Origin of the sequence: Pseudomonas sp. (assembly GCF_028293835.1) — a bacterium.
In the GTDB taxonomy this organism is placed as follows: Bacteria; Pseudomonadota; Gammaproteobacteria; order Pseudomonadales; family Pseudomonadaceae; genus Aquipseudomonas.
Genome location: NZ_JAQGNX010000133.1, coordinates 1 through 24,140 on the forward strand (window position 1 = coordinate 1; position 24,140 = coordinate 24,140).

The 24,140-nt window shown below is 55.5% G+C and carries 23 protein-coding genes and 1 pseudogene; 13 read left to right on the top strand and 11 right to left on the bottom strand.

Features of this window, described 5'->3' with window-relative positions:
• The 5 genes and pseudogenes from bamD to JWR17_RS18755 form a co-directional block, all read left to right on the top strand.
• Nucleotides 1–459 (top strand): outer membrane protein assembly factor BamD (bamD, locus tag JWR17_RS18735; RefSeq protein ID WP_299833569.1); only part of this gene is annotated, 459 nt, incomplete at its 5' end.
• 141 nt (nucleotides 460–600) lie between these two features.
• Entirely contained in the window at nucleotides 601–840 is a 240-nt protein-coding gene (locus JWR17_RS18740) for a PP0621 family protein (protein ID WP_299833570.1), read from the top strand.
• The gene (locus JWR17_RS18745; protein ID WP_299833572.1) at nucleotides 830–2,422 is read left to right on the top strand and encodes an ATP-binding protein; all 1,593 of its coding nucleotides are present in this window, start codon (nucleotides 830–832) and stop codon (nucleotides 2,420–2,422) included. The genes JWR17_RS18740 and JWR17_RS18745 overlap by 11 nt, the downstream gene beginning before the upstream one ends.
• 5 nt (nucleotides 2,423–2,427) lie before the next feature.
• Nucleotides 2,428–3,774 (top strand): sigma-54 dependent transcriptional regulator, encoded by a 1,347-nt coding sequence (locus JWR17_RS18750; protein ID WP_299833574.1) that lies wholly within the window; start codon nucleotides 2,428–2,430, stop codon nucleotides 3,772–3,774.
• A 246-nt stretch (nucleotides 3,775–4,020) separates the two neighbouring features.
• A pseudogene (locus JWR17_RS18755) lies at nucleotides 4,021–4,619 on the top strand (nucleotidyltransferase domain-containing protein).
• 83 nt (nucleotides 4,620–4,702) lie between these two features.
• On the opposite strand, the gene thiO reads toward JWR17_RS18755, so the two are convergent.
• A complete protein-coding gene (gene thiO / locus JWR17_RS18760) occupies nucleotides 4,703–5,806 on the bottom strand; it encodes a glycine oxidase ThiO (RefSeq protein ID WP_299833610.1) in 1,104 nt (367 codons plus the stop codon).
• A 263-nt stretch (nucleotides 5,807–6,069) separates the two neighbouring features.
• Between thiO and JWR17_RS18765 the strand changes: the two genes are divergently transcribed.
• The 6 genes from JWR17_RS18765 to JWR17_RS18790 are packed head-to-tail and all read left to right on the top strand — an operon-like array spanning nucleotide 6,070 to nucleotide 13,349.
• Nucleotides 6,070–6,627: a GspH/FimT family pseudopilin gene (locus JWR17_RS18765; RefSeq protein WP_299833576.1), complete on the top strand. Its 558-nt coding sequence runs from the start codon at nucleotides 6,070–6,072 to the stop codon at nucleotides 6,625–6,627.
• On the top strand, nucleotides 6,618–7,145 hold the full coding sequence (gene pilV / locus JWR17_RS18770; protein ID WP_299833578.1) for a type IV pilus modification protein PilV: 528 nt from the start codon (nucleotides 6,618–6,620) through the stop codon (nucleotides 7,143–7,145). The genes JWR17_RS18765 and pilV (JWR17_RS18770) overlap by 10 nt, the downstream gene beginning before the upstream one ends.
• Nucleotides 7,145–7,963: a PilW family protein gene (locus JWR17_RS18775; RefSeq protein ID WP_299833580.1), complete on the top strand. Its 819-nt coding sequence runs from the start codon at nucleotides 7,145–7,147 to the stop codon at nucleotides 7,961–7,963. Before pilV (JWR17_RS18770) ends, JWR17_RS18775 begins: the two co-directional genes overlap by 1 nt.
• Nucleotides 7,960–8,541 carry a PilX N-terminal domain-containing pilus assembly protein gene (locus JWR17_RS18780; protein ID WP_299833582.1) on the top strand — a complete coding sequence of 194 codons (582 nt, stop codon included), beginning with the start codon at nucleotides 7,960–7,962 and terminating at the stop codon, nucleotides 8,539–8,541. Before JWR17_RS18775 ends, JWR17_RS18780 begins: the two co-directional genes overlap by 4 nt.
• Nucleotides 8,542–8,570: 29 nt before the next feature.
• Nucleotides 8,571–12,917, top strand: coding sequence for a PilC/PilY family type IV pilus protein (locus JWR17_RS18785; protein ID WP_299833584.1), 4,347 nt, complete (start codon nucleotides 8,571–8,573; stop codon nucleotides 12,915–12,917).
• Nucleotides 12,918–12,926: 9 nt separating this feature from the next.
• On the top strand, nucleotides 12,927–13,349 hold the full coding sequence (locus tag JWR17_RS18790; RefSeq protein ID WP_299833586.1) for a type IV pilin protein: 423 nt from the start codon (nucleotides 12,927–12,929) through the stop codon (nucleotides 13,347–13,349).
• A gap of 34 nt (nucleotides 13,350–13,383) precedes the next feature.
• On the opposite strand, the gene JWR17_RS18795 is transcribed toward JWR17_RS18790, so the two are convergent.
• From JWR17_RS18795 to pilV (JWR17_RS18810), 4 genes are all read right to left on the bottom strand, one after another.
• Entirely contained in the window at nucleotides 13,384–13,791 is a 408-nt protein-coding gene (locus JWR17_RS18795; protein ID WP_299833587.1) for a type IV pilin protein, read from the bottom strand.
• Nucleotides 13,788–14,312 (bottom strand): PilX N-terminal domain-containing pilus assembly protein, encoded by a 525-nt coding sequence (locus tag JWR17_RS18800; RefSeq protein ID WP_299833590.1) that lies wholly within the window; start codon nucleotides 14,310–14,312, stop codon nucleotides 13,788–13,790. Before JWR17_RS18800 ends, JWR17_RS18795 begins: the two co-directional genes overlap by 4 nt.
• 150 nt (nucleotides 14,313–14,462) lie before the next feature.
• Nucleotides 14,463–15,143 carry a PilW family protein gene (locus tag JWR17_RS18805; RefSeq protein WP_299833592.1) on the bottom strand — a complete coding sequence of 227 codons (681 nt, stop codon included), beginning with the start codon at nucleotides 15,141–15,143 and terminating at the stop codon, nucleotides 14,463–14,465.
• Nucleotides 15,140–15,601 (bottom strand): type IV pilus modification protein PilV, encoded by a 462-nt coding sequence (pilV, locus tag JWR17_RS18810; protein WP_299833594.1) that lies wholly within the window; start codon nucleotides 15,599–15,601, stop codon nucleotides 15,140–15,142. Before pilV (JWR17_RS18810) ends, JWR17_RS18805 begins: the two co-directional genes overlap by 4 nt.
• A 204-nt stretch (nucleotides 15,602–15,805) precedes the next feature.
• On the opposite strand from pilV (JWR17_RS18810), the gene JWR17_RS18815 reads away from it, so the two are divergent.
• Complete coding sequence (locus tag JWR17_RS18815) at nucleotides 15,806–16,279, top strand: GspH/FimT family pseudopilin (RefSeq protein WP_299833596.1); 474 nt, start codon at nucleotides 15,806–15,808, stop codon at nucleotides 16,277–16,279.
• A gap of 95 nt (nucleotides 16,280–16,374) precedes the next feature.
• On the opposite strand, the gene ispH is transcribed toward JWR17_RS18815, so the two are convergent.
• The 6 genes from ispH to murJ form a co-directional block, all read right to left on the bottom strand.
• Nucleotides 16,375–17,322, bottom strand: coding sequence for a 4-hydroxy-3-methylbut-2-enyl diphosphate reductase (ispH, locus tag JWR17_RS18820; protein ID WP_299833598.1), 948 nt, complete (start codon nucleotides 17,320–17,322; stop codon nucleotides 16,375–16,377).
• A gap of 57 nt (nucleotides 17,323–17,379) precedes the next feature.
• Nucleotides 17,380–17,847 carry a peptidylprolyl isomerase gene (locus tag JWR17_RS18825; protein ID WP_299833599.1) on the bottom strand — a complete coding sequence of 156 codons (468 nt, stop codon included), beginning with the start codon at nucleotides 17,845–17,847 and terminating at the stop codon, nucleotides 17,380–17,382.
• Entirely contained in the window at nucleotides 17,840–18,340 is a 501-nt protein-coding gene (gene lspA, locus JWR17_RS18830; RefSeq protein ID WP_299833601.1) for a signal peptidase II, read from the bottom strand. Before lspA ends, JWR17_RS18825 begins: the two co-directional genes overlap by 8 nt.
• Nucleotides 18,333–21,164: an isoleucine--tRNA ligase gene (gene ileS / locus JWR17_RS18835; RefSeq protein WP_299833603.1), complete on the bottom strand. Its 2,832-nt coding sequence runs from the start codon at nucleotides 21,162–21,164 to the stop codon at nucleotides 18,333–18,335. The genes lspA and ileS overlap by 8 nt, the downstream gene beginning before the upstream one ends.
• A 35-nt stretch (nucleotides 21,165–21,199) precedes the next feature.
• Complete coding sequence (ribF, locus tag JWR17_RS18840; protein ID WP_299833605.1) at nucleotides 21,200–22,126, bottom strand: bifunctional riboflavin kinase/FAD synthetase; 927 nt, start codon at nucleotides 22,124–22,126, stop codon at nucleotides 21,200–21,202.
• A gap of 120 nt (nucleotides 22,127–22,246) precedes the next feature.
• Nucleotides 22,247–23,785 carry a murein biosynthesis integral membrane protein MurJ gene (murJ, locus tag JWR17_RS18845; RefSeq protein ID WP_299833608.1) on the bottom strand — a complete coding sequence of 513 codons (1,539 nt, stop codon included), beginning with the start codon at nucleotides 23,783–23,785 and terminating at the stop codon, nucleotides 22,247–22,249.
• A 252-nt stretch (nucleotides 23,786–24,037) separates the two neighbouring features.
• Here murJ and rpsT point away from each other — a divergent pair.
• Nucleotides 24,038–24,140: 30S ribosomal protein S20 (gene rpsT, locus JWR17_RS18850; RefSeq protein ID WP_299833612.1), on the top strand; the 103-nt coding region annotated here is incomplete at its 3' end.

The following is a 24,140-nucleotide window of genomic DNA, read 5'->3' on the forward strand; positions in this document are numbered from 1 at the left end:
TACGTTGCAGCCGCTAACCGTGGTCGCTACGTAGTGGAAAACTTCCAGGAAACGCCAGCGGTTGGCGACGGCCTGGCAGTGATGGTCGAGTCTTATCAGCGTATGCACCTGGACGACCTGGCAAACACCAGCCTCGAAGTTCTCAAACTGAACTACCCGAACCATAAAAGCCTGGTTGATGGCCAGTTCGTGCCACAGGTCTCCGACGCGGACAACCGCTCGTGGCTGTCCAAGGCGACTTTGGGCTTGATCGAGAGCCGTCCGCCGCTGCCGCCGGGTGAAACCCGCGCCAACCAGGACGTGATCAAACAATACCAGGACGCGAAAGATTCGATTCCTACCGACCTGTTACCGCCAGACAATGGCGATGCGGCAGCAGAAGAGCAGCACGGTGCGGAAGGCAACAACACCAGCGATCGCTCGTGGTTTAGCTACATGACTTTCGGCGTCTTCGACTGATTCGGCCGTCGTGATTCAGTCGTACTGAAAAAGAGGCCTGCTGGCAGCCAGCAGGCCTCTTTTTTTATTCCTGATTTCTGGGCTGGGCGCCTGCCGGCTCCTTGGCTACACTGCCATTCTTTATTCTGAAAGCTGGTAGTCATGGTTCGCTTACTGTTGTGGGTCATTTTAATCGCGGCAGCGGTGTACTTCTTCAAGCGTATGGGCAAACGCCCAGCGCCACGCAAAAGTTCACCCCAGCCCGAAAGCGCGGCCGCCCCGATGGTCCGCTGCGAGCAGTGTGGCGTGCATTTACCGCGTGATCGGGCACTAAGCCAGCAGCAACAATGGTATTGCAGCCAAGCGCACCTCGAACAAGGTCCCGGCTCTCGTGACCGCTGAAACACGCTCACCAGGCAGCAACCAGGCCCACCGGGTCCTCAGGCTTTATCACCTTTATCGCCTGACCATCGGCATGACGCTGGTGTTGCTGATTTCCAGCAACCTTGACGGCGACCTGCTGGAACTGGTCAACGTAAACCTGTTCCGAACCGGTTGCTGGGTGTACCTGATCGTCAACATTATGATTGGGGTGTTGCTCAACAGGCCGGAGCACGCAGCGCAGATTTTCAGTTTGGCGATGGCCGATGTACTGATGCTGTCGGCATTGTTCTATGCGGGCGGCGGTGCCCCTAGCGGCATTGGCAATCTGCTGGTTGCGTCAGTTGCCATCAGCAACGTACTGCTGCGCGGGCGAATCGGTCTGTTGATTGCTGCCGTCGCGGCCAGTGGGATTATCTACCTGACGTTTTACCTCAGTTTCAGTCGGCCCGATGCCGCTAACTACTACGTTCAAGCCGGGACCCTCGGCGCGTTGAGCTTTGCGGCTGCGTTGCTGGTACAAACCCTGACCCGACGCCTGGACCTCAGCGAGACCCTGGCCAACGAGCGCGCGGCGGATGTCGACAACCTCGAAGAGCTTAATGCGCAGATCCTGCAACGCATGCGTACCGGTATTTTGGTGATCAACGCCCGACGCCAAGTGTTGCTGGCCAATCAAGGCGCCCTGACCTTGCTGGGCCATGAACAGCTGATCGGCCGAACCATTGATGATTACTCGCCGCAACTGGTCGATCGTTTACGCCAATGGCTGATCAATCCCATGTTGCGTCCGCATAACGTCGAGACCTCCGTCGCCGGCCCGGTGTTACAGCCGAGCTTTATCGCCCTCAATCGCGGCGATCAACGCCACACATTGGTTTTTCTCGAAGACTTGTCAGAAATTTCTCAACAGGCCCAGCAACTCAAGCTCGCCGCGCTGGGCCGTTTGACTGCCGGTATCGCCCACGAGATTCGTAATCCTCTGGGCGCTATCAGCCACGCGGCGCAGTTGCTTAAGGAATCAGAAGAGCTGACCGCGCCCGACCGACGCCTCAGCCAGATCATCCACGATCAAACCCGGCGCATGGATCAGGTCATCGAAAACGTGCTACAGCTGTCTCGCCGACGCCAGGCCGAGCCGCAACTGCTCGATCTCAAAGGCTGGCTTGAAACATTTGTCGACGAGGTGCGCGGCTCAGCCCCCGCCGATCAGCAACTGCACATCTACATCGGGCCCGGCACACTAACCACGCGCATGGACCCCGAGCAACTGACACAGGTAGTAATTAATCTGCTGCAAAACGGCCTGCGCTACAGCGCCCAGTGCAACAGCCTGGCGCAAGTCTGGCTGAGCCTGACACATGACTCGGCCAGCGACCTGCCGGTTCTGGAAGTATCCGATGACGGTCCAGGCGTGGCGCAAGAGCAATTACCAAAGATATTCGAGCCGTTTTATACCACCGAAAGTAAAGGCACCGGTCTGGGCCTGTATATTTCCCGTGAGTTATGCGAAAGCAATCAGGCGCATTTGGACTACCGACCGCGAGAAGGCGGCGGTAGCTGTTTTCGCATAACCTTTGCCCACCCGCTAAAGTTGAGCTGAGTAGTATGAGCCCACGGCAAAAAATCCTGATTGTCGACGATGAGCCGGACATCCGCGAACTGTTGGAGATCACTCTCGGGCGCATGAAGCTCGATACTCGCAGCGCGCGTAACGTCAAAGAAGCCCGCGATTGGCTCCAGCGCGAACCGTTCGACCTGTGCCTTACCGACATGCGCCTGCCTGACGGCAATGGCTTGGACCTGGTACAACATATTCAACAGCGCCATCCGCAAGTACCGGTGGCGATGATCACTGCGTACGGCAGCCTCGATACCGCAATCAACGCACTCAAAGCCGGGGCCTTCGACTTCCTGACAAAACCGGTGGACCTTACCCGCCTGCGCGAGTTAGTCGCCAGCGCCCTGCGCATGCACAGCGCCAGCACCGCTGATGGCACGTTCGACAGCCGCCTATTGGGCGATTCGCCGCCCATGCGTGCCTTGCGTAAACAGGTCAGCAAACTGGCGCGCAGCCAGGCGCCGATTTATATCAGTGGCGAGTCAGGCAGCGGCAAAGAGCTGGTGGCGCGCTTGATTCACGAGCAAGGCCCGCGAATTGAACATCCGTTTGTGCCCGTCAACTGTGGGGCAATTCCTTCCGAGTTAATGGAAAGCGAGTTTTTCGGTCATCGCAAAGGCAGTTTTACCGGCGCGACGGAAGACAAACCCGGACTGTTCCAGGCGGCCAACGGCGGAACGCTGTTTCTCGATGAAGTAGCCGATTTGCCCTTGGCCATGCAGGTCAAGTTGCTGCGGGCGATCCAGGAAAAGGCCGTGCGCAGCATTGGCGGCCAGCAAGAGTTAACCGTAGACGTGCGGGTTCTGTGCGCCACCCATAAGGATTTGAACGCTGAAGTCGCCGCTGGCCGCTTTCGTCAGGATTTGTACTACAGGCTGAATGTCATCGAATTGCGCGTGCCGTCACTGCGAGAACGTCGGGAAGACATCGTGCAATTGGCCGATAGCGTACTCCGACGGTTGGCTGACGGGTCAGGCCAACCGCCAGCCAAACTCAACGCCCAGGCGCTGGAAACCTTGAAGGGCTATCGCTTCCCGGGCAACGTGCGTGAACTGGAGAACATGCTGGAACGTGCGTACACCCTGTGCGAAAACGACCAGATCGAAGCCAGCGATCTGCGCCTTGTTGATTCACCCAGCGCCAGCAGTAACCCCGGCGAACATAACCTGGCGGACATCGACAATCTGGAGGACTACCTGGAGAGCATCGAACGCAAACTGATCCTCCAGGCTCTGGAAGAAACCCGCTGGAACCGCACCGCCGCCGCCCAACGCCTCAACCTTACATTTCGTTCGTTGAGGTATCGGTTGAAGAAGTTGGGGTTGGAGGATTAGACACATTTCTGTAGGAGGTCGCCCTTCGTCCCAACGCCTCGCTGTCGCGCAGCCAACCCCAGTTAAAACCGGGTATGGCGTTTGGGATCGCTTCGCGCTCCATCGTGAACAAGTTCGCTGCTATAGAAAGGCTGGGTTGCGAATAAGGCGACGCGGTTTCAGCACGATGAATATTTTAATAATCTGAAGCTTGATAAGTCCCAAAAAGGGACCTATCGCTCCCTTTTTGGGACCGAAGAGATTTTCATGGTTACTCCATCATTGGGGAATGCCCTTTTCACGACAACTCAGCAGAAGGTGTTGGGCTTGCTGTATGGCAAGCCTGATGAGAGTTTTTTACCAACGAGATTGTTCGCTGGGCGCAGGTCGGCAAAGGTAGCTTGGTGCGAGAACTGACGCGTTTGCACGGTGCAGGAATTAATTCCATCCGTAAGCAAGGAAATCAAATTCACTACCAGGCAAATCCAGACTGCCCGATTTACCAAGAGCTAATAGGCATCGTTCGTAAAACATTTGGGATTGCCGAACTGATACGCCTTGCGCTTTCTCCGATTGAGGATCAATTAAGCTGGGCATTCATTTATGGGTCCATCGCGAAGGGCAATGAAAAGGCCACGAGTGACATAAATCTGATGCTGATTGGCGACGCATTGCAATACGGCGACATCATGGAATTGTTAATTCCCTTGGAGGAACAGACAGGAAGAACTATAAACCCCACGCTTTACACGCCTAAGGACTGGCAAACGAAGCTCGAGTTGGCCAATAGTTTCGTCCTGCGCGTGGAGCAGCAAGAAAAAATAGACATCATTGGAAGTAATCCGAAGGAGCCTAAGGATGGGTAGTCACGCGAGTAGAGGATGCCGTTGGTCCGCTTAGACATCCTCTCGAATATCGGTCACCCGCGAGCGAATTATTGAAGGAGCGGTTACCTCACGAACCGCCCCTCCACCGCATACGGCGACGCATCAATAATCGGCGCCCTTCCCAGCAGCAAATCCGCTAACAACTGGCACGACGCTGGCGCCAGCACCAAGCCATTTCGGTAATGCCCGCAGTTCAACCATAGACCGTCAAATCCCGGCACCGGTCCGATGAACGGAATACCTTCGGGTGAGCCCGGCCGCAATCCTGCCCAGTGCCCTACCACTTCTGCATCAGCCAACGCCGGTATCAGCTCTTCAGCCGACGCCTTCAAACTCTCCAACGCGTTACCGGTCGGGGTTTTGTCGAAGCCTTCATGCTCCAGCGTACTGCCTATCAAAATATGACCATCGCGGCGCGGGATCGCATAACGGCCCTTGGCGAGAATCATGCTCGGGAGGAAGTCTGAGGCGCATTTGTACAAAATCATTTGGCCCTTGACCGGTTCAACCGGTAACTCCAAGCCAACGGTTTTCAGCAACTCACCGCTCCACGCCCCCGCCGCCAATACCACCCGGTCACCTAAAATGTCGCCGAGCGCTGTGCTGACGCCGAGCACTTTGTCGCCATCGCGGATAAATCCGCTGACTTCACAGCCTTCGTGCAACGTGACATTGGGCAGCGCCAATAACGCCGCTTTCAATGATTTGACCAGGCGCGGGTTACGGACATTAGCCACATTGGCCATATAGATCGCCCGTGAATAACCACCACCCATCACCGGAACCGCTTCGTGCACAGCGGATATATCCAACGAGCTCAACGGCCGATCCAAGCGCGCTGCCCACTCCAACGCCTCTTTTTCGTCGTCCAGATCCAGCCAGTACAACCCAGTGGTATGCACTTCAGGGTCAATCCCGGTCGTTTCAAACAACCGCTCGGCCAATTGCGGATAGAAATCTTGCGACCAATGCGCCAACGCCGTCACGGCTGAACTGTAGCGCCAGGGATAGAGCGGCGAGACAATCCCGCCCCCCGCCCAGGACGACTCTCTCCCAACTCCGGAACGGTCCAGCAGAACCACGCTTTCTACTTCGGAGGCCAGATTGAACGCGGTCAACAGACCGATTACACCACCGCCGACAATGACTACCTGTTGCTTGGACATCGTGGACTCAACGCAAAAAGAGGGAAGGACGGCGCCGGAATGACTGAAGAAAATGCCGGCATGGCCGATGACAAAGTCAGACATGGTCGCAGACTGCGGGCGATATTTCGACCATGCCTTAAGAGGGGTCGCGCGCCCTGCGTGCCAGCAAAAAGCTGTCAAAATGCCACTGGTCTGCTGAAACGCCCGGATATCTATTAGATAACGACTTTGAACTTCAGTAGTATCACGATATTTCCACCGGTAAATATGGAATTTTTGTAATGGATTTCGGCTCTCGCGTCAGGCAGTTAACGGCGCATCGTGGCCTGGGTAGTCCGGGTGCTTTTGGGGTAAGCGGCCGAAACAATGGTTTTACCATCATCGAGTTGATGGTGACCATTGCCATTGTCGGGATTTTTGCAGCCATCGCTGTTCCCAGCTTCAGTTCGCTGATCCATAAAAGCAGCGTCACTTCGGTCGCTAACGAGTTCTACGATTTACTTCAATACTCCAGAGCTGAAGCGGTGACCCGAGGGGCCACCGTTATTGTCAGCGCTCCCGGAGCAGTCAACACCGCCTGGAACGGCGATGCGACTGTCACAGTGGCCACCACCATCTTGAGACGAATTGGGACCGGCGGCTTTCAACCTAACGTAGTTATCACCTCCGCTTCAGGGATTGTCACCTTCAGTCCCACCGGCACAGCAACCCTTCCCTCCTGCTTCAGTTTTTCTTATGCAGCGGATAATAAGATCGTCACCCAATTTGTGGGTATATCGGGAACGGGTCGCATTACACCGCCATCCTCGGTTGCGCCGGCGACGGGAGAATGCAATTGATCAGTCGTGCGTACAAATCTTCCGGTTTCAGCATGATCGAGGTGCTGGTCAGTCTGCTTATTATTGTCGTGGGTGTTTTAGGCATGGTCGGCTTGCAAAGCAAGGCGATCCCTTACACCCAGAACTCGGTACAACGTAATACCGCAATTATGTTGGCGGATGACCTTATTGAATTGCTGCGAAGTCATCCCGATTGCAATTCCAGTACGTGCTCCAAAGCGCCGGGCACCGCGTTCCCTGTCACTACTGGCGCTTGCGTTCCAACACCCACTGCTATTAACGATCAACTGGCTTGTTGGGCAGGCCAGGCGTCCAACGCCCTTCCGGGAGCCGGCGCTTTGCTGCTCAAATCTTTTTATATTTGTTGGAGTACGGTTCCAGGCGACGTTGCGAATTGCGGGAGCGGAAAAGAGATCGAAATACAACTGGCCTGGACGGTAAAACAGGCCAGCGATTGCATGGACGCCAATGATTCCACCAGCACAACGTGCACGTATAAGGTCAGGACTCGCCTGTGATGAATTTAACAATCCAACGCTCAAGTAAGCAGCGCGGGCTTTCGCTGATTGAAGTGATGGTTGCCATGGTGATTGGCTCATTTTTAATCTTGGGCATAACCCAGATATTCATAAGCAATCAAAAAAGCTATCTCTTCCAGCAGGGCCAGGCAGGCAACCAGGAAAACGGTCGATTTACATTAGCGATCTTATCTCAAGAGTTGTCCAAAGCAGGCTACAGAAGCAATCCCACGAACCAAGAATACACATTTCCCAATCCGAGCAGCGGAACAGTCAGCGGCTGTAACTTTGTTTCTGGAGCCGGAGCATCCGTGACGGCTATTTCCGCTACTTCATTATGCATCCAGTACCAGGTTAGCAATTTGGCCAGCGTGACATGTCAAGGGACAGCACTGTCGGCAGCCGACAAAGCCATAATTATCAAGCCCTATACACAACTTACGTCCATTGCTCCCTCTGCGGTAGTGGTTGTGGAAAGAATCGATTTTGACCCGCTGACAAATTCAGTAACCTGCACCATCGGCGCGACGACTCAACAATTGGTCACCGGAGTGGCTGACATTCGCTTCGATTACGGCTCCGGGTCCACCGAGACTGAGACAATAACCGAGTTCGGACCTACCTCGACACAGACGGTACGAGCAATTCGTTATTCTGCGCTGATGCAAAGCATCAGCCCTGCAGCTGTCCGCGACACCAGCGATACGCCTAAAGTCCTGGCAGACTGGAATACGCGCTATGCGGGCACAGTTATAGACAAAACCAAAATCTACCAAATAGTACAAGGCACCGTCATGCTCAGGAACTTGATGAAATGAAGCCTTTTTTGAGCACACCGTATAGCCCTATGGCTCGCCAGCAATCAGGCGTAACGCTTATTATCGCGATCGTGTTCCTGCTGGTAATGACAGTGTTGGGCATTGCCAGCATGCGGGGTGTATCACTTGAATCGCGAATTACCGCCAACCTTAAACAGCAGAAAATATTGACTGCTGCAGCGGAAGCGGGTCTACGCATGGGCGAACAAAGTGCAGTCACTACAGTTCCTTTTCCTTGCGATGCGACGACGACTCCTCCAACTTGTGTATCGTGGAAACTCTATCCCGTCACCGACGCCACCGCACTCCAGCCAGATGTAAACCATGACACGCCTGTACGCTTTTCGGATGTCGATGGTACGAAGGTTATTACATCAGGCGCCGAATATGACATAAAAATTCAGTGGTACCTCGTCTATCTCAATACAGGGCCAACGTTAGGTTTGGGCGCGCTGACCGGCCCCACAGGAACGGGAACACCTCAGTTTTATGAAGTCAACTCATGCGCTTCGACCGTATTGTGCACCAGCGACAATACGACCCCACGCGTAATCTTACGCAGTGTTGTTGCTCATTGAGCTTATTAAGCGCCGACCTTGGACATGCCATGAATAGCACAAAAAAATTCCAGTTCCTGCTTGCTGCCCTGGTGATTCTATTCAATATTATCGCCCTCCATATTTCTATGGCGCAAGCGGCCACGGTCAGCCAGGTTCCGGCACAACTGCCACTGTTTTTAAACAACGCCGTCCCACCGTTAAACATGCTTGTTGTCGGCCGTGACCACAAACTTTTTTTCCCCGCGTATAACGACGCTTCCGACCTGGACGGTGACGGCTCAATTGACATCCGCTACAAGCCATCCATTACATACTTGGGCTATTTCGACTCAAATAAATGTTACACCTACGGCAGTGGTTACTTCTCCCCTACCTCTACCACCACGACCAAGATGTGCACTGGCAACTGGAGCGGTGACTACCTCAACTATCTAACCACGTCCCGCGCTGATGCTCTACGAAAAGTGCTGTATGGCGGATACCGTTACACCGATACCGCAACTCAAACCATTCTATCCCGTGCCTACATATCTACAGACGCACACACATGGGGCAAGGAATATACCAGCATCCTGATTGATGGTTACGACATCTCCAAGTACACCCCTTACAGCGTACCGTCTGCAGGCAATTACACGCTGTTCGCGAACAACAGCCAAGGCACCGTTGAATCCACAAGCCCGCCGCTATTGAGAGTGGTCCCCGACATAGCAAATGCCCGGATATTTGGCTGGGTGTCACGAGACGGTGTTCAAGGCGGAACCACGGTTACCGGCACTACGTTTCAAACCATCACCGTGACCCCCGTTGATTACGCCGTCAGGGTCGAGGTGTGCAAGGCCGGTTTCCTGGAAAGCAACTGCAAACTTTATCCAAATGGCCACTACAAACCCACCGGCATTCTCCATGACTACGGTGAAGCCAATCAAATGTACTTTGGATTGGTCACGGGAACGTATCAAAACAACATTCAAGGCGGCGTTGTTCGAAAAGCTGTCAGTAGCTTTGGTAGTGAAATTGATTCTTCCACAGGCATCTTAAACAAAACCGGTATTGTTGGAACGTTGAATGCTCTGAAGTTGTACCCGACCACCTGCGTTGACAGCGCCATGTCTAACGGTCTCTGCTTGAACTGGGGTAACCCGCTCGCAGAGATGATGTTCGAAACCATGCGGTATTTCAGCGGCTCCACATCACCTACGTCGACTTACGTTTCTGGCTCGGCCGATACCACGTTGGGCTTGAGTAGCGTGACACCATGGACCAATCCCTATTCACTGACGCCGAACGCTGCGGCTACCAACCCGACCTACCCCTCGTGCACAAAACCATTCGAAACGTTGTTCAGCGATGTAAACCCCAACTACGACTCCGACCTGCCGGGGAGCAGTTTTTCTACTACCAACCCACCGAGCGCAACGACGGCGCTCCAGAATCTGAACGTGAGCAGTCTTGGCAGTACGATATGGGGTGCTGAAGTTGGGGCCCCAAAAAAGATAAACATAGGTGAGTCTATAGGCACGACTAATGACTTGGCGCCTACCGCCAAGAGTGCTTCAAGCTTCGGTACGATTCGCGGCCTTCCGGAAGAGCCGACGAAACAGGGCACTTATAACGCCGCCGCGGTTGCCTACTTTGGTAATACCAACTCGATTACATCACTCGGCAGTCAGAAGGTTCAAACCTTCTCTATTGCCTTATCCTCCACGCTGCCTCGTATTCAAATGCCTGTCGGCACCGGCACCATTACTTTATTACCTTTTGGTAAGGTCACGAATACCGGCAACACTGAGCAAATTACCGGTTTTTACATTGATTCGCTCTATAACATGGCAGGACAACCCACCAGCGCCGCCATCAACGAAGGGCGAGCTCAAGCGATTTTCAGGGTAGTGTTTGACGATTGCAACCAAGGCTGCGACTACGATATGGATGCCATCGCGCTCTATACAGTCGCTGTAACGGCAGCCGGCACCCTCAGTGTTACGGTGCAAACGGTCTATTCCGTCGCCGGCAACGAATCTCACATGGGTTACACCATCTCAGGTACAACCGCCGATGGTATTTACTTGGAGGTAACAGGCGGCGGATCAGGCAATGTGCATTACGCCCTCGACACACCCGGCACCCAACTCCCGGGCTCATGCCCCTGCACAGGAAACGCTACGCTGCTGCCGGGCTTGAAGAACGGTAACGCTGCGCTCAGCACCGGAGGGAGTTCTCATGTTCGTACCTTTACGGCTTCAGGTAGCAGTAGTTCAATCACCAACTTGCAAAATCCGTTGTGGTACGCCGCTAAATGGGGAGGCTTCGGTGGCTCTGCAAACACTACCATTAGCCTGCCGGTCACCGGGGAATGGGACTCAAACAGCAGCGGCACCCCGAATAACTACTTTCTCGTAACCAACGCCTCTACGTTGAAGGCTCAGTTGGCCAAGGCCTTCAACCAAATTCTACAAAAAAACAGCGCAGTGGCTGCGCCAGCAGTCATTCAATCGCTTGGCACTACCAATTCCAATTCAACTTATTCGAACAGTTTGAACGTAGCCTTTTGGAGCGGTGATCTGACTAAAACTACTGCTATTTCAACCACTACAGGCACTACTACCACCACAACAACCACTCAAAACTGGGTAGCCAGTCAGAAGATGCCTGCGTGGGGTTTGCGCAAAATCATGATGGCTACTTCGGGAGGAACCGGGTTGCAAAGCTTTAGCTATAGCAATCTGTCGAACCTTACCTACGCTGGCGTAGCCCTTCAAGGGACGTTGACATCATCACAAGTCGACTTCATTCGAGGCGACACAAGCAACGAAACGTCCACCTTTCGTAAGCGCGCGTCGCTTATAGGTGATGTTGTCGGTTCCGGGCCGGTTGTTGTCAGCACTGCTCTTTACCTACCGGCCGTTGCGGACAGCTTAAATGGTAGCGCGGGCGATTATGCCGCATTTAAAAGTACCCAAGCCAACCGTCGCGCTCAGGTTTATCTGGGCGCAAACGACGGGATGTTGCACGCATTTGATGCTGCGACCGGCGTGGAAACATTTGCTTTTATACCTACCGCTGTTATTTCCAATCTCAATGCGCTGGCAGCCCGTACTTACAACTCCGATTCGTCACTGCATAGGTATTTTGTCGACGGTCCTTCTGTCGTATCGGACGTTTATTTTGGCAGTGCGTGGCACACGGTACTCATTGGTTCGCTTGGGGCTGGCGGGCGTGAAGTTTTCGCACTGGATATTACTGATCCCAGTAATATCAAACTGTTATGGGAGTTTACATCCCAGACCGATGCCGACCTGGGTTCCGCGATGTCTACGCCTGTTATAGCCAGGCTGCACTCTGGCGAGTGGGGCGTCATATTCGGCAACGGTTATAACGGGAATAACGGTATCGCAACGCTCTTCGTACTCAACGTTGAGACAGGCGCCACCGTTAGTAAATTGGCTACCACGACAACCGCTGGAAACAACGGGCTTTCCTCTCCCATCGTGCTCGACGCCGACTCTGACGGCATTGCAGATTTCGTTTATGCAGGCGATTTGATGGGGAATCTATGGCGTTTCGATCTCATCGGGACAGGTGCGCTTAATGCAGCGACCGCTTCCACCAGCTACAGAGTCGCATTCAGCAAGAACCCCCTTTACACGGCAAACGGTCCTGCATCATCAGGTTCGATTGTTCAATCAATTACCGCGCCACCTACCGCCGTGGGGCATCCAAGCGGCGTCGGGGCCATCGTAATCTTTGGTACCGGACGCTACTTCGCTTCCGCCGATAAGTCGAACACCGACCTGCAAACGCTATATGGTATTTGGGACCAGCAGATCACTGGGGGTAACACCGCGTCTACGCCATCGTTTGGCCGATTGAAATTGCAAGCACAAACAATTACCGAGCAGAACAACAGCGCAACCTTTGGCTCGTTTACCAACGCTATCCGAGTGGTCAGCCAAAATGCGGTTGATTGGACGAATCTATACGGCTGGTATCTAGACTTGTCTGTCGCGAATACCTTACTCGGCGAAAGGTTAACAGACCCCATGGTAATATCCGGCAGCGTCCTGCTTGCCTCAACACGCACACCCAGCACCGACGTCTGCACCCCTGGCATTACTGGCTGGACCTACGGTCTCGATCCAACAACCGGCGGCCGCACAACGTTCGTGGTGTTCAACTTTTCCAGGACCGGCATCATTAACCAAAGCGATAAATACGGTTCTTCCTACGCCAGCGCGTTTAGCACCGCCGCAGGAGGGTTCGTGGTGACGCCTCCTCTTACTGGCGATTTAGCTACGATCACTAACCCAGACCCAACAACTCCTCCGCCGCCTATAAAACGTGGTAACGCTTCCAGCGGCCGCCAAAGCTGGCGCACAATCGTTTCGCCTTAGGAGTTTGCTATGCAACTTGAATTTCGTGAGCAACGCGGCTTTACCCTGATTGAACTGATGATAGCCGTGGCCGTCGTGGCCATCCTTGCCGCCATTGCGTTTCCTAATTACACGTCGTTTGTGAAGCATGGTTACCGCTCAGAAGGGCAGGCGATGTTGAGTGATGGGGTCGCCCGGATGGAGCGGTACTACGCGCAAAACAATACGTATGCAGCGGCGAACATTGCGGCCATTGGTTTTACTGCAACCAGCGCGGTCTCTCCAACTAACAAATACACGTTCAGCTTCAGTACGGTCCCGACCGCGACCACTTACACGTTGCAGGTGGTTCCGATTGGCCAACAGGCAACCGACGGGTGCGGAACATTAACCATCGATCAAACGGGTGCCAGAACGCCCGACCCCGCCACCTCCCCCACCTGCTGGAAATAACCCCCAACGCACCAGCCCTGCCTCTCGGCAGGGCTTATCGTCCCCAACACCCTTCCTCCGTCGCCCCAGCGTTCACATTCCCCCTTATCCCGAGGTTATCCACCACAAACCCCCCACATTTATCCCCCGCCATCATCCCCGTCTCAACCGGCGTCGCAGTCAACGTAAACGTTTGAACACCCCGCTCCGCCACCACCGCATACACCTTATTCCCCCGCGTAATCTCCAACTCCACACTCGGCGGCCCGATAACATCCGAATACTGGCCATTCCTCGAATAAAACCGTTCAAGTTGTTGCGCCGTCTCGGTCAGCAGTCCGGTGATGTCCGAACGATGGGCACGTTTCACATAGTCGGTGTAGCTGGGGTATGCGAGGGCGGCGAGGATCCCGACGATGGCAATCACGATGATCATTTCGATCAAGGTAAAACCCCGGCTCACTGTATTTGCCGCCACATGATTCGACGGCCGGGCGTATAGACGCTTTCCAGCACCGTTCGCGAGTTGCCCTGAATGCCTACGCCGGTGATTCGATATAAGGTCCATGACTTGGGTGGCTCTCCTTTTACAGGTGGCGGGATGTTCACGGGGTCGGTGGTTTCAGCAAAATTTTGCAGTGCATACACGGCTCCGTTGGTGGCGATCCACGTCACGCCAGAGACCGGACTGGTTCCCGGCGCGGACACTGTGAGTGCCTCGGAGGGAGGCGCGCAGGCGACGATTGTTGTGCAGCGGTCCAATGAAAAACCCGGCAATTGCACTGCCGATTCACCAATGCGCAATGCTGCTTCTGCAGCCTGAAATGATTGATTGCGCAGTTTTATGCTGCCGGCCATTTTTTCCTGGAGTGTGGCGTTTTGCATGGATGAGATGCCGATCATGCTGATGAGTAGCAGGAGTACCAGGCTGACTAACAGCACCATGCCGTGTTGGGTGTGTGCATCCTTGAAGCCTTCAGTCATCAAAATTCAACTCACTAAATCGGACCTGTAGCAGCCAACGTGTTGGCGAAGATCCCTTGTTGATGAAGGTGCAATGCGGTGTGCCTGACAGACCGCCTCCCCAACACGTTGGCTCCTACCGGGGATTGCGTGGGCCGTGCGATAGCTCATTTACCCAAGCCTGTTGCGCAGTGTTGCGACGACGTTGAAGGTCTGGTCTTTTACTCGCTTCGCTGGGTCAGTCAGCGTGAGGCTGACTCGCACGCTGCGGATCAGGGCGGGGTTGTCGGGGTTGGCAACGTAGCGTGAAATCGAGGTGCCATCGGGGCTGGCAGCCACACCAAACAGTACCGAGAAGGCGCTGACGTTTTTGATCAGCCCGATGATTTCTCCGTTTCGGCGGTTGTAGGTGTAGGTCACTTTGCGGATCGGAAATTTCATCTGGCCCGGACCGGGTGAGCGGTCTGCTACATACGCCGTGGCGGAGGTCGCGCAATCGGACAGCACCGTCCAGTCCGCTTTGCCGCCAGTTGTGCCAGCGTCAGCGGTGATGAGGGTCAGCTCTTGATTGGCAGCGTTCCAGTAAATCGGCCTATTTTGGGCGGCTGCAAAGCTACCCTTGATGTCATCTATGGTTGCCAGGCAACCAAACATGCCGACCATACGGATTTCCTGGAGCATTTTACTGAGTAGAAATCGCGCGTCTTCTTGCATGAATGCCGAGGCGTTCTGGCTGATGTAGGTGTTTTTGGCGCTAACGAATAGTTGAACCAAGCCGAGGGTGAGGACTAATCCCAAGGTCATCGCCAGCATGATTTCAACCAGACCGAAGCCTCTGGAGAGGCGCCTCATGGGTGCACCAGGCTGTCCACCGCCACGCGGCTGCTCAGGTGAAATGTCTGCAGATCGCCAACCGCATTGGCAGCTCTGGAATCGTTCCAGGTGACCGTGATACTTACCGTCCGCCCCGCCACCGCGATGCTCGCCTGCGCATCGCGCCCAGCGAACGCGTTGAGGTGGGTGGCGAAGTCAAACAGGTCTTGGTCCCGTGGCGCAGCAAGATTGCCAATGGTGGGCGCAGAGGCCAAGGAGGCCAGGGTGTAATCCGCGTCCGGGTTGGCACGTATGCGGTCCAGCATGTCGTAGGCGGCGAAACTGGCGTGACTGTGCAGCATCGCGCTGTCGGTGTACTTCAAGGCATTGAGCTGCACCGACGCCGCGCCCAATAGACCAATGGCGAGGATTGCCAACGAGAGAATGACCTCGATCAGAGTCATCCCTGTCTGGAAATATCCGTTTCCGTCATGCACTTGCTGTCTCCATCCAACAATCTCCGTTCGCCTATTGAAGCCGAAGAAAGGCCGTTGTGTGGGCGGATGAACAGGGGGATTTGTAACCAGAATCGTGCAAAACCGTTGGACACGCCGACTCACAATTGCGGCGCGTAAAAGACTTGGAGCGGCAGCGAATAGGGTGTTCTCTAGCGGACCTGATGGCGGACAAGGATGCCGAGCATGCAGCAAGCAGGTTTTGGACTGATCCAGTTGATGGCCGGAGTGGCGCTGATCGCGGTTGCCGCTCAGCTAGCGGTGCCGGGGTTTGGACACATGATTGAAGCTCAACGCAGAATGGAGATGGCGAACCAGTTGACCAGCGCGCTTCGATCGGCCCGCACGGAGGCGATCATGCGCAACACGCCGGTGTTGGTTCATGCCATAGACAACGATTGGAGCCTTGGCTGGCGAATCATGCTCGAAAATGAAGATGTGCTGCGGGAACACGCCAGTGACGGGAAGACGTTGATTACCGGTAATTTCCGAGGCAACGCCTACGTGCGGTTTAATGGGCTGGGTTCTGCGTTGAGCAGTAACGGAACGCTACTGGTTTGCGATGCACAGCAACCCATCAGTCATTACCGGATTTTGGTCGCCGCCAGCGGGCGCGTTCGGGTGGAGAGCGACAAGGCCCTGCAGCAGCCTTGCCGCTAAATTATCGATTCAATCAAATTCGGGCATGGTGTGTGTCTGGGGAGAAGCTTTCCCGAACGTTGCAACTTCCTACAGAAGATGCCCGCGCAACCTGCTTACAACAAAGACTTAACCCGCAGCTCTTTGGGCATGGAGAACGTAACGTTTTCTGCGCGGCCTTCCAATTCATCGGCGCCGACTGCGCCCCAGGCGTGTAACTGCTGAATCACCCCGCGTACCAGCACTTCCGGCGCCGAAGCGCCCGCGGTGATGCCGATCCGCTCGATTCCGTCAAACCAACTGCGCTGCAGGTCTTCTGCACCGTCGATCAAGTAGGCCGGCGTCGACAGACGCTCTGCCAATTCCCGCAGGCGGTTGGAGTTGGAGCTGTTCGGGCTGCCCACCACCAGCACCACGTCACACTCGTCGGCCAACTGTTTGACCGCGTCCTGGCGGTTTTGCGTGGCGTAACAGATGTCGTCCTTACGCGGACCACCGATGCTGGGGAAGCGTAAGCGCAAGGCGTCAATTACTCGCCCGGTATCGTCCATGGACAAGGTAGTTTGGGTGACGAACGCCAGGCTTTCCGGGTTACGGACCTGCAGGTTGGCGACGTCTTCCTCGTCTTCAACCAGATAAATCGCACCGCCATTGCTGCCATCGTACTGGCCCATGGTGCCTTCGACTTCCGGATGGCCTTCATGACCGATCAGAATGCACTCGCGGCCATCGCGGCTGTAGCGTGCGACTTCGATGTGTACCTTGGTCACCAGCGGGCATGTGGCGTCAAACACTTTCAAGCCGCGTCCTGCGGCTTCAGTACGCACCGCTTGGGACACGCCATGGGCACTGAAAATCACGATCACGTCATCCGGTACCTGATCCAGCTCTTCGACAAAGATCGCGCCACGAGCACGCAGGTCTTCGACGACGAATTTGTTGTGTACCACTTCATGGCGCACGTAAATCGGTGGACCAAAGACTTCCAGGGCGCGATTGACGATTTCGATCGCGCGGTCCACTCCGGCGCAGAAGCCACGGGGGTTGGCGAGTTTGATTTGCATGCGGTGCCTCGTTTCTACACGCTGGATAGACAGGACATCTGATGGAGCGCTAACCAATCAGAGCGCCTTGACCGCGAAAATTTCAACTTCGAAGCTCAGCGTCTTGCCAGCCAGTGGGTGATTGAAGTCGATGGTCACCTGGGCATCGTCGAACGCCTTAACGATGCCTGGCAGCTCAGTATTGGCCGCGTCGTTGAAAATCACCAGCAAGCCGTCAGACAAGTCCATGCCTTGAAACTGCGAACGGGGAATAATCTGCACGTTTTGCGGGTTCGGCTGACCGAAAGCGTTTTCTGGCAGAACTTCAACGGTGCGCTTGTCACCGGCCTTGAAGCCAAATATCGACGCTTCAAAACCTGGCAACAGGCTGCCATCGCCGACTTTGAAGGTCGGCGGGGATTTGTCGAACGTGCTGTCGACGGTGTCGCCGTTTTCCAGGCGCAGAGCAAAATGCAGGGTGACTTCCGTGTTCTGGCCGATGCGCTGCTCGGTGGACGAGCTGTGGGCCAACGACTGTTCAGTCATGAACGGCTTCTCCGGATTTTTTACTTTTAAACATATCCAGCGCCAACATGATCGCGCCTACGGTAATCGCGCTATCAGCGAAGTTGAACGCCGGGAAATACCAGCGGTTTTCCCAGTGCACTAGCACAAAGTCGATCACATGGCCCAGCACGATACGGTCATACAGGTTGCCGAGGGCGCCCCCGAGGACCAGCGCCAATGCCACGGCCAACCAGGTTTCGCCCCGGCCAAGCCGTTTCAGCCACACCACCAGTACCGCGCTTACAACCACTGCAATGAGGGCGAACAACCAACGCTGCCAGCCGGAGCTGTCAGCAAGGAAACTAAACGCAGCCCCTGTGTTATAGGCCAGGGTCCAGCTGAAATAGTTCGGTATAACGACGATTTGCTGATAAAGCGTCAGCCCGTGCTCGAAATAGAATTTGCTGGCCTGGTCAATGACCAGGACCAGCACGCTCAACCAGAGCCAGCTCAAGCGGCCTGCATTAGGCATAGTGGCGAACCTCGCCCTTGCCGCTGATGTTGTCTACGCAACGACCACAGATTTCCGGATGCTCAGGGTCAACGCCTACGTCTTCGCGGTGGTGCCAGCAACGGGCGCACTTCGGATGACCGGATTTGACTACTTTCAGCTTCAGACCGGCAACTTCGGTAACCACGGCATCGGCTGGGGCATCAATGAACGGTGCAACGCTGGCGGTGGAGGTAATCAATACGAAGCGCAGTTCATTGCTCAGCTTCGACAAGTCGGCGACCAGCGAGTCTTCCGCGTACAGGGTCACTTCCGCTTGCAGGTTGCCGCCAATGGCTTTCGCTGCCCGCAGGTTTTCCATTTCCTTGTTCACCGCAACCTTCACCGCCATGACCCGCTCCCAATAAGCGCGGTCCAGCTCAAAGCCTTCCGGCAATTCGCTGAGGCCTTCGTACCAGGTGTTGAGCATCACTGACTCGTTGCGCTCGCCCGGCAGGTACTGCCACAGCTCGTCGGCCGTGAAAGCCAGGATCGGGGCGATCCAGCGCACCAACGCTTCGGAGATGTGGAACAGCGCCGTCTGGCAAGAGCGACGAGCCGTGCTGTCGGCGGCCGTGGTGTATTGACGGTCCTTGATGATGTCCAGGTAGAAACCGCCCAACTCCTGCACGCAGAAGTTGTGCACCTTGGAGTACACGTTCCAGAAGCGGTACTCACCGTAGTGCTCTTGCAGTTCGCGTTGTAGCAGCAAGGCGCGGTCTACGGCCCAACGGTCCAGCGCCAGCATTTCGTTGGCGGGCAGGATGTCGGTGGCCGGATTGAACCCGGTCAGGTTCGAAAGCAGGAAGCGCGCAGTGTTGCGGATGCGCCGGTAGGCATCAGCGCTGCGTTGAAGAATCTGGTCGGAAACCGCCATTTCGCCCGAATAATCGGTGGCCGAAACCCATAGACGCATGATGTCAGCGCCCAAGGAATCGTTGACTTTTTGCGGCGCGACGACGTTGTTCAATGACTTCGACATTTTGCGGCCGTTCTCGTCGACCACAAAACCGTGGGTCAGCAATTCGCGGTACGGCGCGTGGTCGTCGAGCATGCAACCGGTCAGCAATGAGGAGTGGAACCAGCCGCGGTGTTGGTCCGAACCTTCCAGGTACAGGTCAGCACGCGGGCCGCTTTCGTGGCCCATCGGATGCGAACCGCGCAGTACGTGCCAGTGCGTGGTGCCGGAGTCGAACCAGACGTCCAACGTGTCGGAAATCTTGTCGTACTTCGAGGCTTCGTCGCCAAGCAATTCGGACGCGTCCATCTTGAACCAGGCTTCGATGCCTTGCTGTTCAACACGCAGTGCCACTTGTTCCATCAGCTCGACGGTGCGCGGGTGCAATTCGCCGCTTTCCTTGTTCAGGAAGAACGGGATCGGCACGCCCCAGTTACGCTGACGGGAGATACACCAGTCGGGACGGTTGACGATCATCGAATGCAGGCGGGCCTGGCCCCAGGCGGGAACGAACGCGGTGTCTTCGATGGCTTTGATGGCACGCTGACGCAGCGTGTCGCCGGTGGTTGGCTGCTTGTCCATACCGACGAACCACTGCGCTGTAGCGCGGTAGATCAGCGGCGTTTTGTGGCGCCAGCAGTGCATGTAACTGTGGGTGATGGTTTCGGTGTCCAGCAGGGCACCGACTTCCGCCAGCTTGTCGATGATGTTCTGGTTGGCCTTGAAGATGAACTGGCCGCCGAAGAACTCCAGCGAATCGACATACACGCCGTTGCTCTGCACCGGGCTGATGATGTCGTCGTTGGTCAGGCCATAGCTTTTGCTGATTACAAAGTCGTCGACGCCATACGCCGGCGAGCAGTGAACCACCCCAGTACCCGCGCCCAATTCGACGTAGTCAGCCAGGTAAACTGGCGACAGGCGGTCATAGAACGGGTGACGGAAATTGATCAATTCCAGCGCCACACCGGTGGTGGTGGCGACTACAGAACCTTGCAGCGTGTAGCGCGCCAGGCAAGACTCGACCAGCTCTTCAGCCAGCACCAGATATCGGTCGCCGATATCCACCAACGCGTAGGTGAACTCCGGGTGGACGTTCAGCGCCTGGTTGGCTGGAATGGTCCACGGGGTAGTGGTCCAGATCACGATGGAGGTCGGCTTGGCCAGTTCAGTCAGACCGAACGCAGCTGCCAGCCTGGCTTCATCAGCAATCGGGAACGCGACGTCGATGGTCGAAGATTTTTTATCCTGATATTCAACTTCCGCTTCAGCCAGGGCTGAACCGCAGTCGAAACACCAGTTGACCGGTTTCAGGCCCTTGAATACGAAACCGCCTTTGACCATTTCAGCCAAGGCGCGAATTTCACCGGCTTCGTTGGCGAAGTCCATGGTGCGATACGGGTTTTTCCAGTCGCCCAAAACACCCAAACGGATAAATTCGGCCTTTTGGCCCTCGATTTGCTCGGCAGCGTAAGCACGGCTCAGTTCGCGGGTTTTGTCCGCAGGCAGGTTTTTGCCATGGGTGACTTCGATTTTGTGTTCGATAGGCAGGCCGTGGCAGTCCCAACCCGGAACATAAGGCGCGTCGAAACCCGAAAGGGTTTTCGACCGGATGATCATGTCCTTGAGAATTTTGTTAACGGCGTGACCGATGTGAATATTGCCGTTGGCATACGGAGGACCGTCGTGCAGCAAGAACTTTGGACGATCCTTACCAATCTCACGCAGCTTCTGGTACAGGCCAATGCTGTCCCAGCGCTGCAAGATCTGCGGCTCGCGCTGGGGCAGGCCGGCCTTCATTGGGAAGGCGGTGTCCGGAAGGTTTAGCGTGGCTTTATAGTCGGTCATTTAAGGCTCTTAATTAGCGATTAGCGCTACTGATCTTACTTGCGCCAATGGGCACGGGCGGTGGCGACATCCGCGTTGATCGCCGTCTTCAGCGCCTCTAACGAGGCAAATCGCTGCTCATCGCGCAGCTTTTGGTGGAAAGCCACCGTCAAACGCCGGTCATAGAGATCGCCGGTAAAGTCCAGAATATGTATTTCCAGGTGGGCATTGCCGTCACCCGCAACCGTTGGCCGTACGCCGATATTGGCAACGCCGGGCCAGGTCTGGCCGTCTATTTCCGTGCTGACCAGGTAAACCCCGGTAAACGGCACGCGACGGCGCTTGAGTTGTACGTTGGCGGTTGGGGTACCCAACTGCCGAGCCAGTTTCTGGCCATGCAAGACGCGTCCGGTAATCTGAAACGGTCGGCCCAGCAAACGCTCGGCCAAGGCAAAATCCGCAACGGCCAAGGCCTCACGAATTTTGGTGCTGCTGACCCGAACGCCATCGATTTCTACGGTTTGCGCCGCTTCCACGGTGAAACCCTGGGTCACGCCTGCTTGCTGCAGAAAATCAAAGTCGCCCATCCGATCGCAGCCGAAACGGAAATCGTCGCCCACTTCCAACTGCTTCACACCCAGGCCGTCAACCAGAATGGTGTCGACGAACTCGGCGGCGCTGAGTTTTCGCAGGCGTTGATTGAAGGCCAGGCACAGCACCAGATCAACCCCCTCGCCCGCCAGCAGTTCAAGCTTGTCACGCAGGCGTGTCAAGCGTGCCGGAGCGGTCTCGGGAGCAAAAAACTCACGTGGCTGCGGTTCAAAAATCACCACGCAGGTGGGCAGGCCCAACTCGACGGCTCGTTCACGCAATCGCGCCAGGATAGCCTGGTGACCACGGTGAACACCGTCAAAGTTGCCAATAGTGGCGACACAGCCCCGATGCTGGGGGCGCAGATTTTGGAGGCCTCGAACCAGCTGCATAACGCGCTTCTTGCTCATAAAGTGGCCGATTATAACCACACCAGGCCCGGTACGACAGGCAACAGTCCCAGGCAAACTGCAAGCAACTGCCTTGGGACGCGAAAAACCGACGAATCTTTGTTACATAATCGCCTTGCGAGCAAAGTCCTTCAGGCGAAAGCCTAGCAACAGCAAGACACTGAAATACGTTGCAACACCGGCAACCACCAGGCCGCCCAGACGAAGCAGCCGCTCCAGCATCCCGCCTTGATCCCAGGCTGGCATGAAGTGCATCAGGCCCAGCAACACGGCGGACATCACCAGCACCGCAACGATCAATTTGGACAAGAATGCCGTCCAGCCTGGCTGCGGTTGAAACAAATCCTGCTTTCTCAGTTGGTAGAACAGCAGTCCGGCATTGATACAGGCACCGACGCTGATCGCCAGCGCCAAACCGGCATGGCGCAGCGGACCAATGAACGCCAGGTTAAGCAGTTGAGTAACAATGAGGGTGAAGATGGCGATTTTCACCGGGGTGCGAATATTTTGTTGCGCATAAAAACCTGGCGCCAAGACCTTGATCACGATAATGCCCAGTAAACCGACCGAGTAGGCAATCAATGCACGCTGAGTCATTGCGGCGTCCAGGGCGTCAAACTTGCCGTATTGGAACAGCGAAACCGTCAGCGGCTCAGCCAGCAGCCCGAGCGCCAGGGTGCAGGGCAATACCAACACGAAACACAGGCGCAAGCCCCAATCGAGAATCCGCGAATACTCGTGACGGTCCTTGCTGGCGTAGGTTTTCGACAGCACCGGCAGCAGGATCGTACCCAACGCCACCCCGAGTACGCCCGAAGGCAACTCCATCAAGCGGTCGGCGTAATACATCCACGAGACCGAACCGGCAGCAAGAAACGACGCAAAAATGGTATTGATGATCAGGGAAATCTGGCTGACCGAGACACCCAGAATCGCAGGCAACATCTGTTTCATGACGCGCCACACGCCGCTGTCCCGCAGATTCAAGCGAGGCAAGACCAACATGCCAATCTTTTTCAAGTGCGGCAGCTGATAAAGCAACTGCAGCAAACCGCCGACCAACACCGACCAACCCAGCACCATGACGGGTGGGTGGAAGTACGGCGTCAGGAATACCGCGAACACAATCATGCTCAGGTTGAGTAAGGTCGGCACGAAGGCTGGCACCGAGAAACGGTTCCATGTATTGAGGATCGCACCGGCCAGGGATGATAGCGATATCAGCAATATATAAGGAAAGGTCACGCGTAACAGGTCGGTGGTGAGCGCAAACTTCTCCGGGGTATCGGCAAAACCCGGCGCGGTGATCCAGATCACCCAGGGTGCGGCGACGATCCCGATCAGGGTGACCACTGCCAGCACCAAGGTCAGCAGGCCACTGACATAAGCGACCAATGTACGGGCCGCTTCCTCACCCTGCTGATTTTTGTATTCAGCAAGAATCGGCACAAACGCTTGAGAGAAAGCGCCCTCGGCGAATATCCGCCGCAGCAGATTGGGTAATTTAAACGCAATAAAGAACGCATCGGTGGCCATTCCGGCACCGAAAGTACGGGCAATTATGGTGTCTCGAACGAAGCCCAAAACGCGGGAGACCATCGTAATAGAGCTGACGGCGGCTAATGATTTGAGTAGGTTCATGTAAAGAGTTGTGCGCCTTGGCGAAAGGACAAGCCTTTCGGCCATCCATTTATGCGATACTCCGCGCCCGCAGCAGCAGCACAGAGCCAAAGCCCGCGAGTTTACAGGTCGCACGCCGGAAATAAATAACTGGCGTTGCATTAGCACCACTCAGCGGAGCACGTCAAATGCCCTTGACAAGACAACATCTCATCGGCATTATTCGCGGCCTATTTTGTTTGCTAATTTCCAAGTCTTTCGAGGAGCTCGACGGTGGCCAACACACCTTCCGCCAAAAAACGTGCAAAACAGGCTGAGAAGCGTCGCAGCCACAACGCCAGCATGCGTTCCATGGTTCGTACCTACATCAAGAATG

Excerpts from the sequence above, each read along its gene's own strand:
- JWR17_RS18740 (WP_299833570.1), top strand. The coding sequence starts at position 601 with ATGGTTCGCTTACTGTTGTGGGTCATTTTAATCGCGGCAGCGGTGTAC.
- JWR17_RS18750 (WP_299833574.1), top strand. The coding sequence starts at position 2,428 with ATGAGCCCACGGCAAAAAATCCTGATTGTCGACGATGAGCCGGACATC.
- thiO (WP_299833610.1), bottom strand. The coding sequence starts at position 5,806 with ATGTCCAAGCAACAGGTAGTCATTGTCGGCGGTGGTGTAATCGGTCTG.
- JWR17_RS18765 (WP_299833576.1), top strand. The coding sequence starts at position 6,070 with ATGGATTTCGGCTCTCGCGTCAGGCAGTTAACGGCGCATCGTGGCCTG.
- pilV (WP_299833578.1), top strand. The coding sequence starts at position 6,618 with ATGCAATTGATCAGTCGTGCGTACAAATCTTCCGGTTTCAGCATGATC.
- JWR17_RS18775 (WP_299833580.1), top strand. The coding sequence starts at position 7,145 with ATGAATTTAACAATCCAACGCTCAAGTAAGCAGCGCGGGCTTTCGCTG.
- JWR17_RS18780 (WP_299833582.1), top strand. The coding sequence starts at position 7,960 with ATGAAGCCTTTTTTGAGCACACCGTATAGCCCTATGGCTCGCCAGCAA.
- JWR17_RS18785 (WP_299833584.1), top strand. The coding sequence starts at position 8,571 with ATGAATAGCACAAAAAAATTCCAGTTCCTGCTTGCTGCCCTGGTGATT.
- JWR17_RS18790 (WP_299833586.1), top strand. The coding sequence starts at position 12,927 with ATGCAACTTGAATTTCGTGAGCAACGCGGCTTTACCCTGATTGAACTG.
- JWR17_RS18800 (WP_299833590.1), bottom strand. The coding sequence starts at position 14,312 with ATGACTGAAGGCTTCAAGGATGCACACACCCAACACGGCATGGTGCTG.
- JWR17_RS18805 (WP_299833592.1), bottom strand. The coding sequence starts at position 15,143 with ATGAGGCGCCTCTCCAGAGGCTTCGGTCTGGTTGAAATCATGCTGGCG.
- JWR17_RS18815 (WP_299833596.1), top strand. The coding sequence starts at position 15,806 with ATGCAGCAAGCAGGTTTTGGACTGATCCAGTTGATGGCCGGAGTGGCG.
- ispH (WP_299833598.1), bottom strand. The coding sequence starts at position 17,322 with ATGCAAATCAAACTCGCCAACCCCCGTGGCTTCTGCGCCGGAGTGGAC.
- JWR17_RS18825 (WP_299833599.1), bottom strand. The coding sequence starts at position 17,847 with ATGACTGAACAGTCGTTGGCCCACAGCTCGTCCACCGAGCAGCGCATC.
- lspA (WP_299833601.1), bottom strand. The coding sequence starts at position 18,340 with ATGCCTAATGCAGGCCGCTTGAGCTGGCTCTGGTTGAGCGTGCTGGTC.
- ileS (WP_299833603.1), bottom strand. The coding sequence starts at position 21,164 with ATGACCGACTATAAAGCCACGCTAAACCTTCCGGACACCGCCTTCCCA.
- ribF (WP_299833605.1), bottom strand. The coding sequence starts at position 22,126 with ATGCAGCTGGTTCGAGGCCTCCAAAATCTGCGCCCCCAGCATCGGGGC.
- murJ (WP_299833608.1), bottom strand. The coding sequence starts at position 23,785 with ATGAACCTACTCAAATCATTAGCCGCCGTCAGCTCTATTACGATGGTC.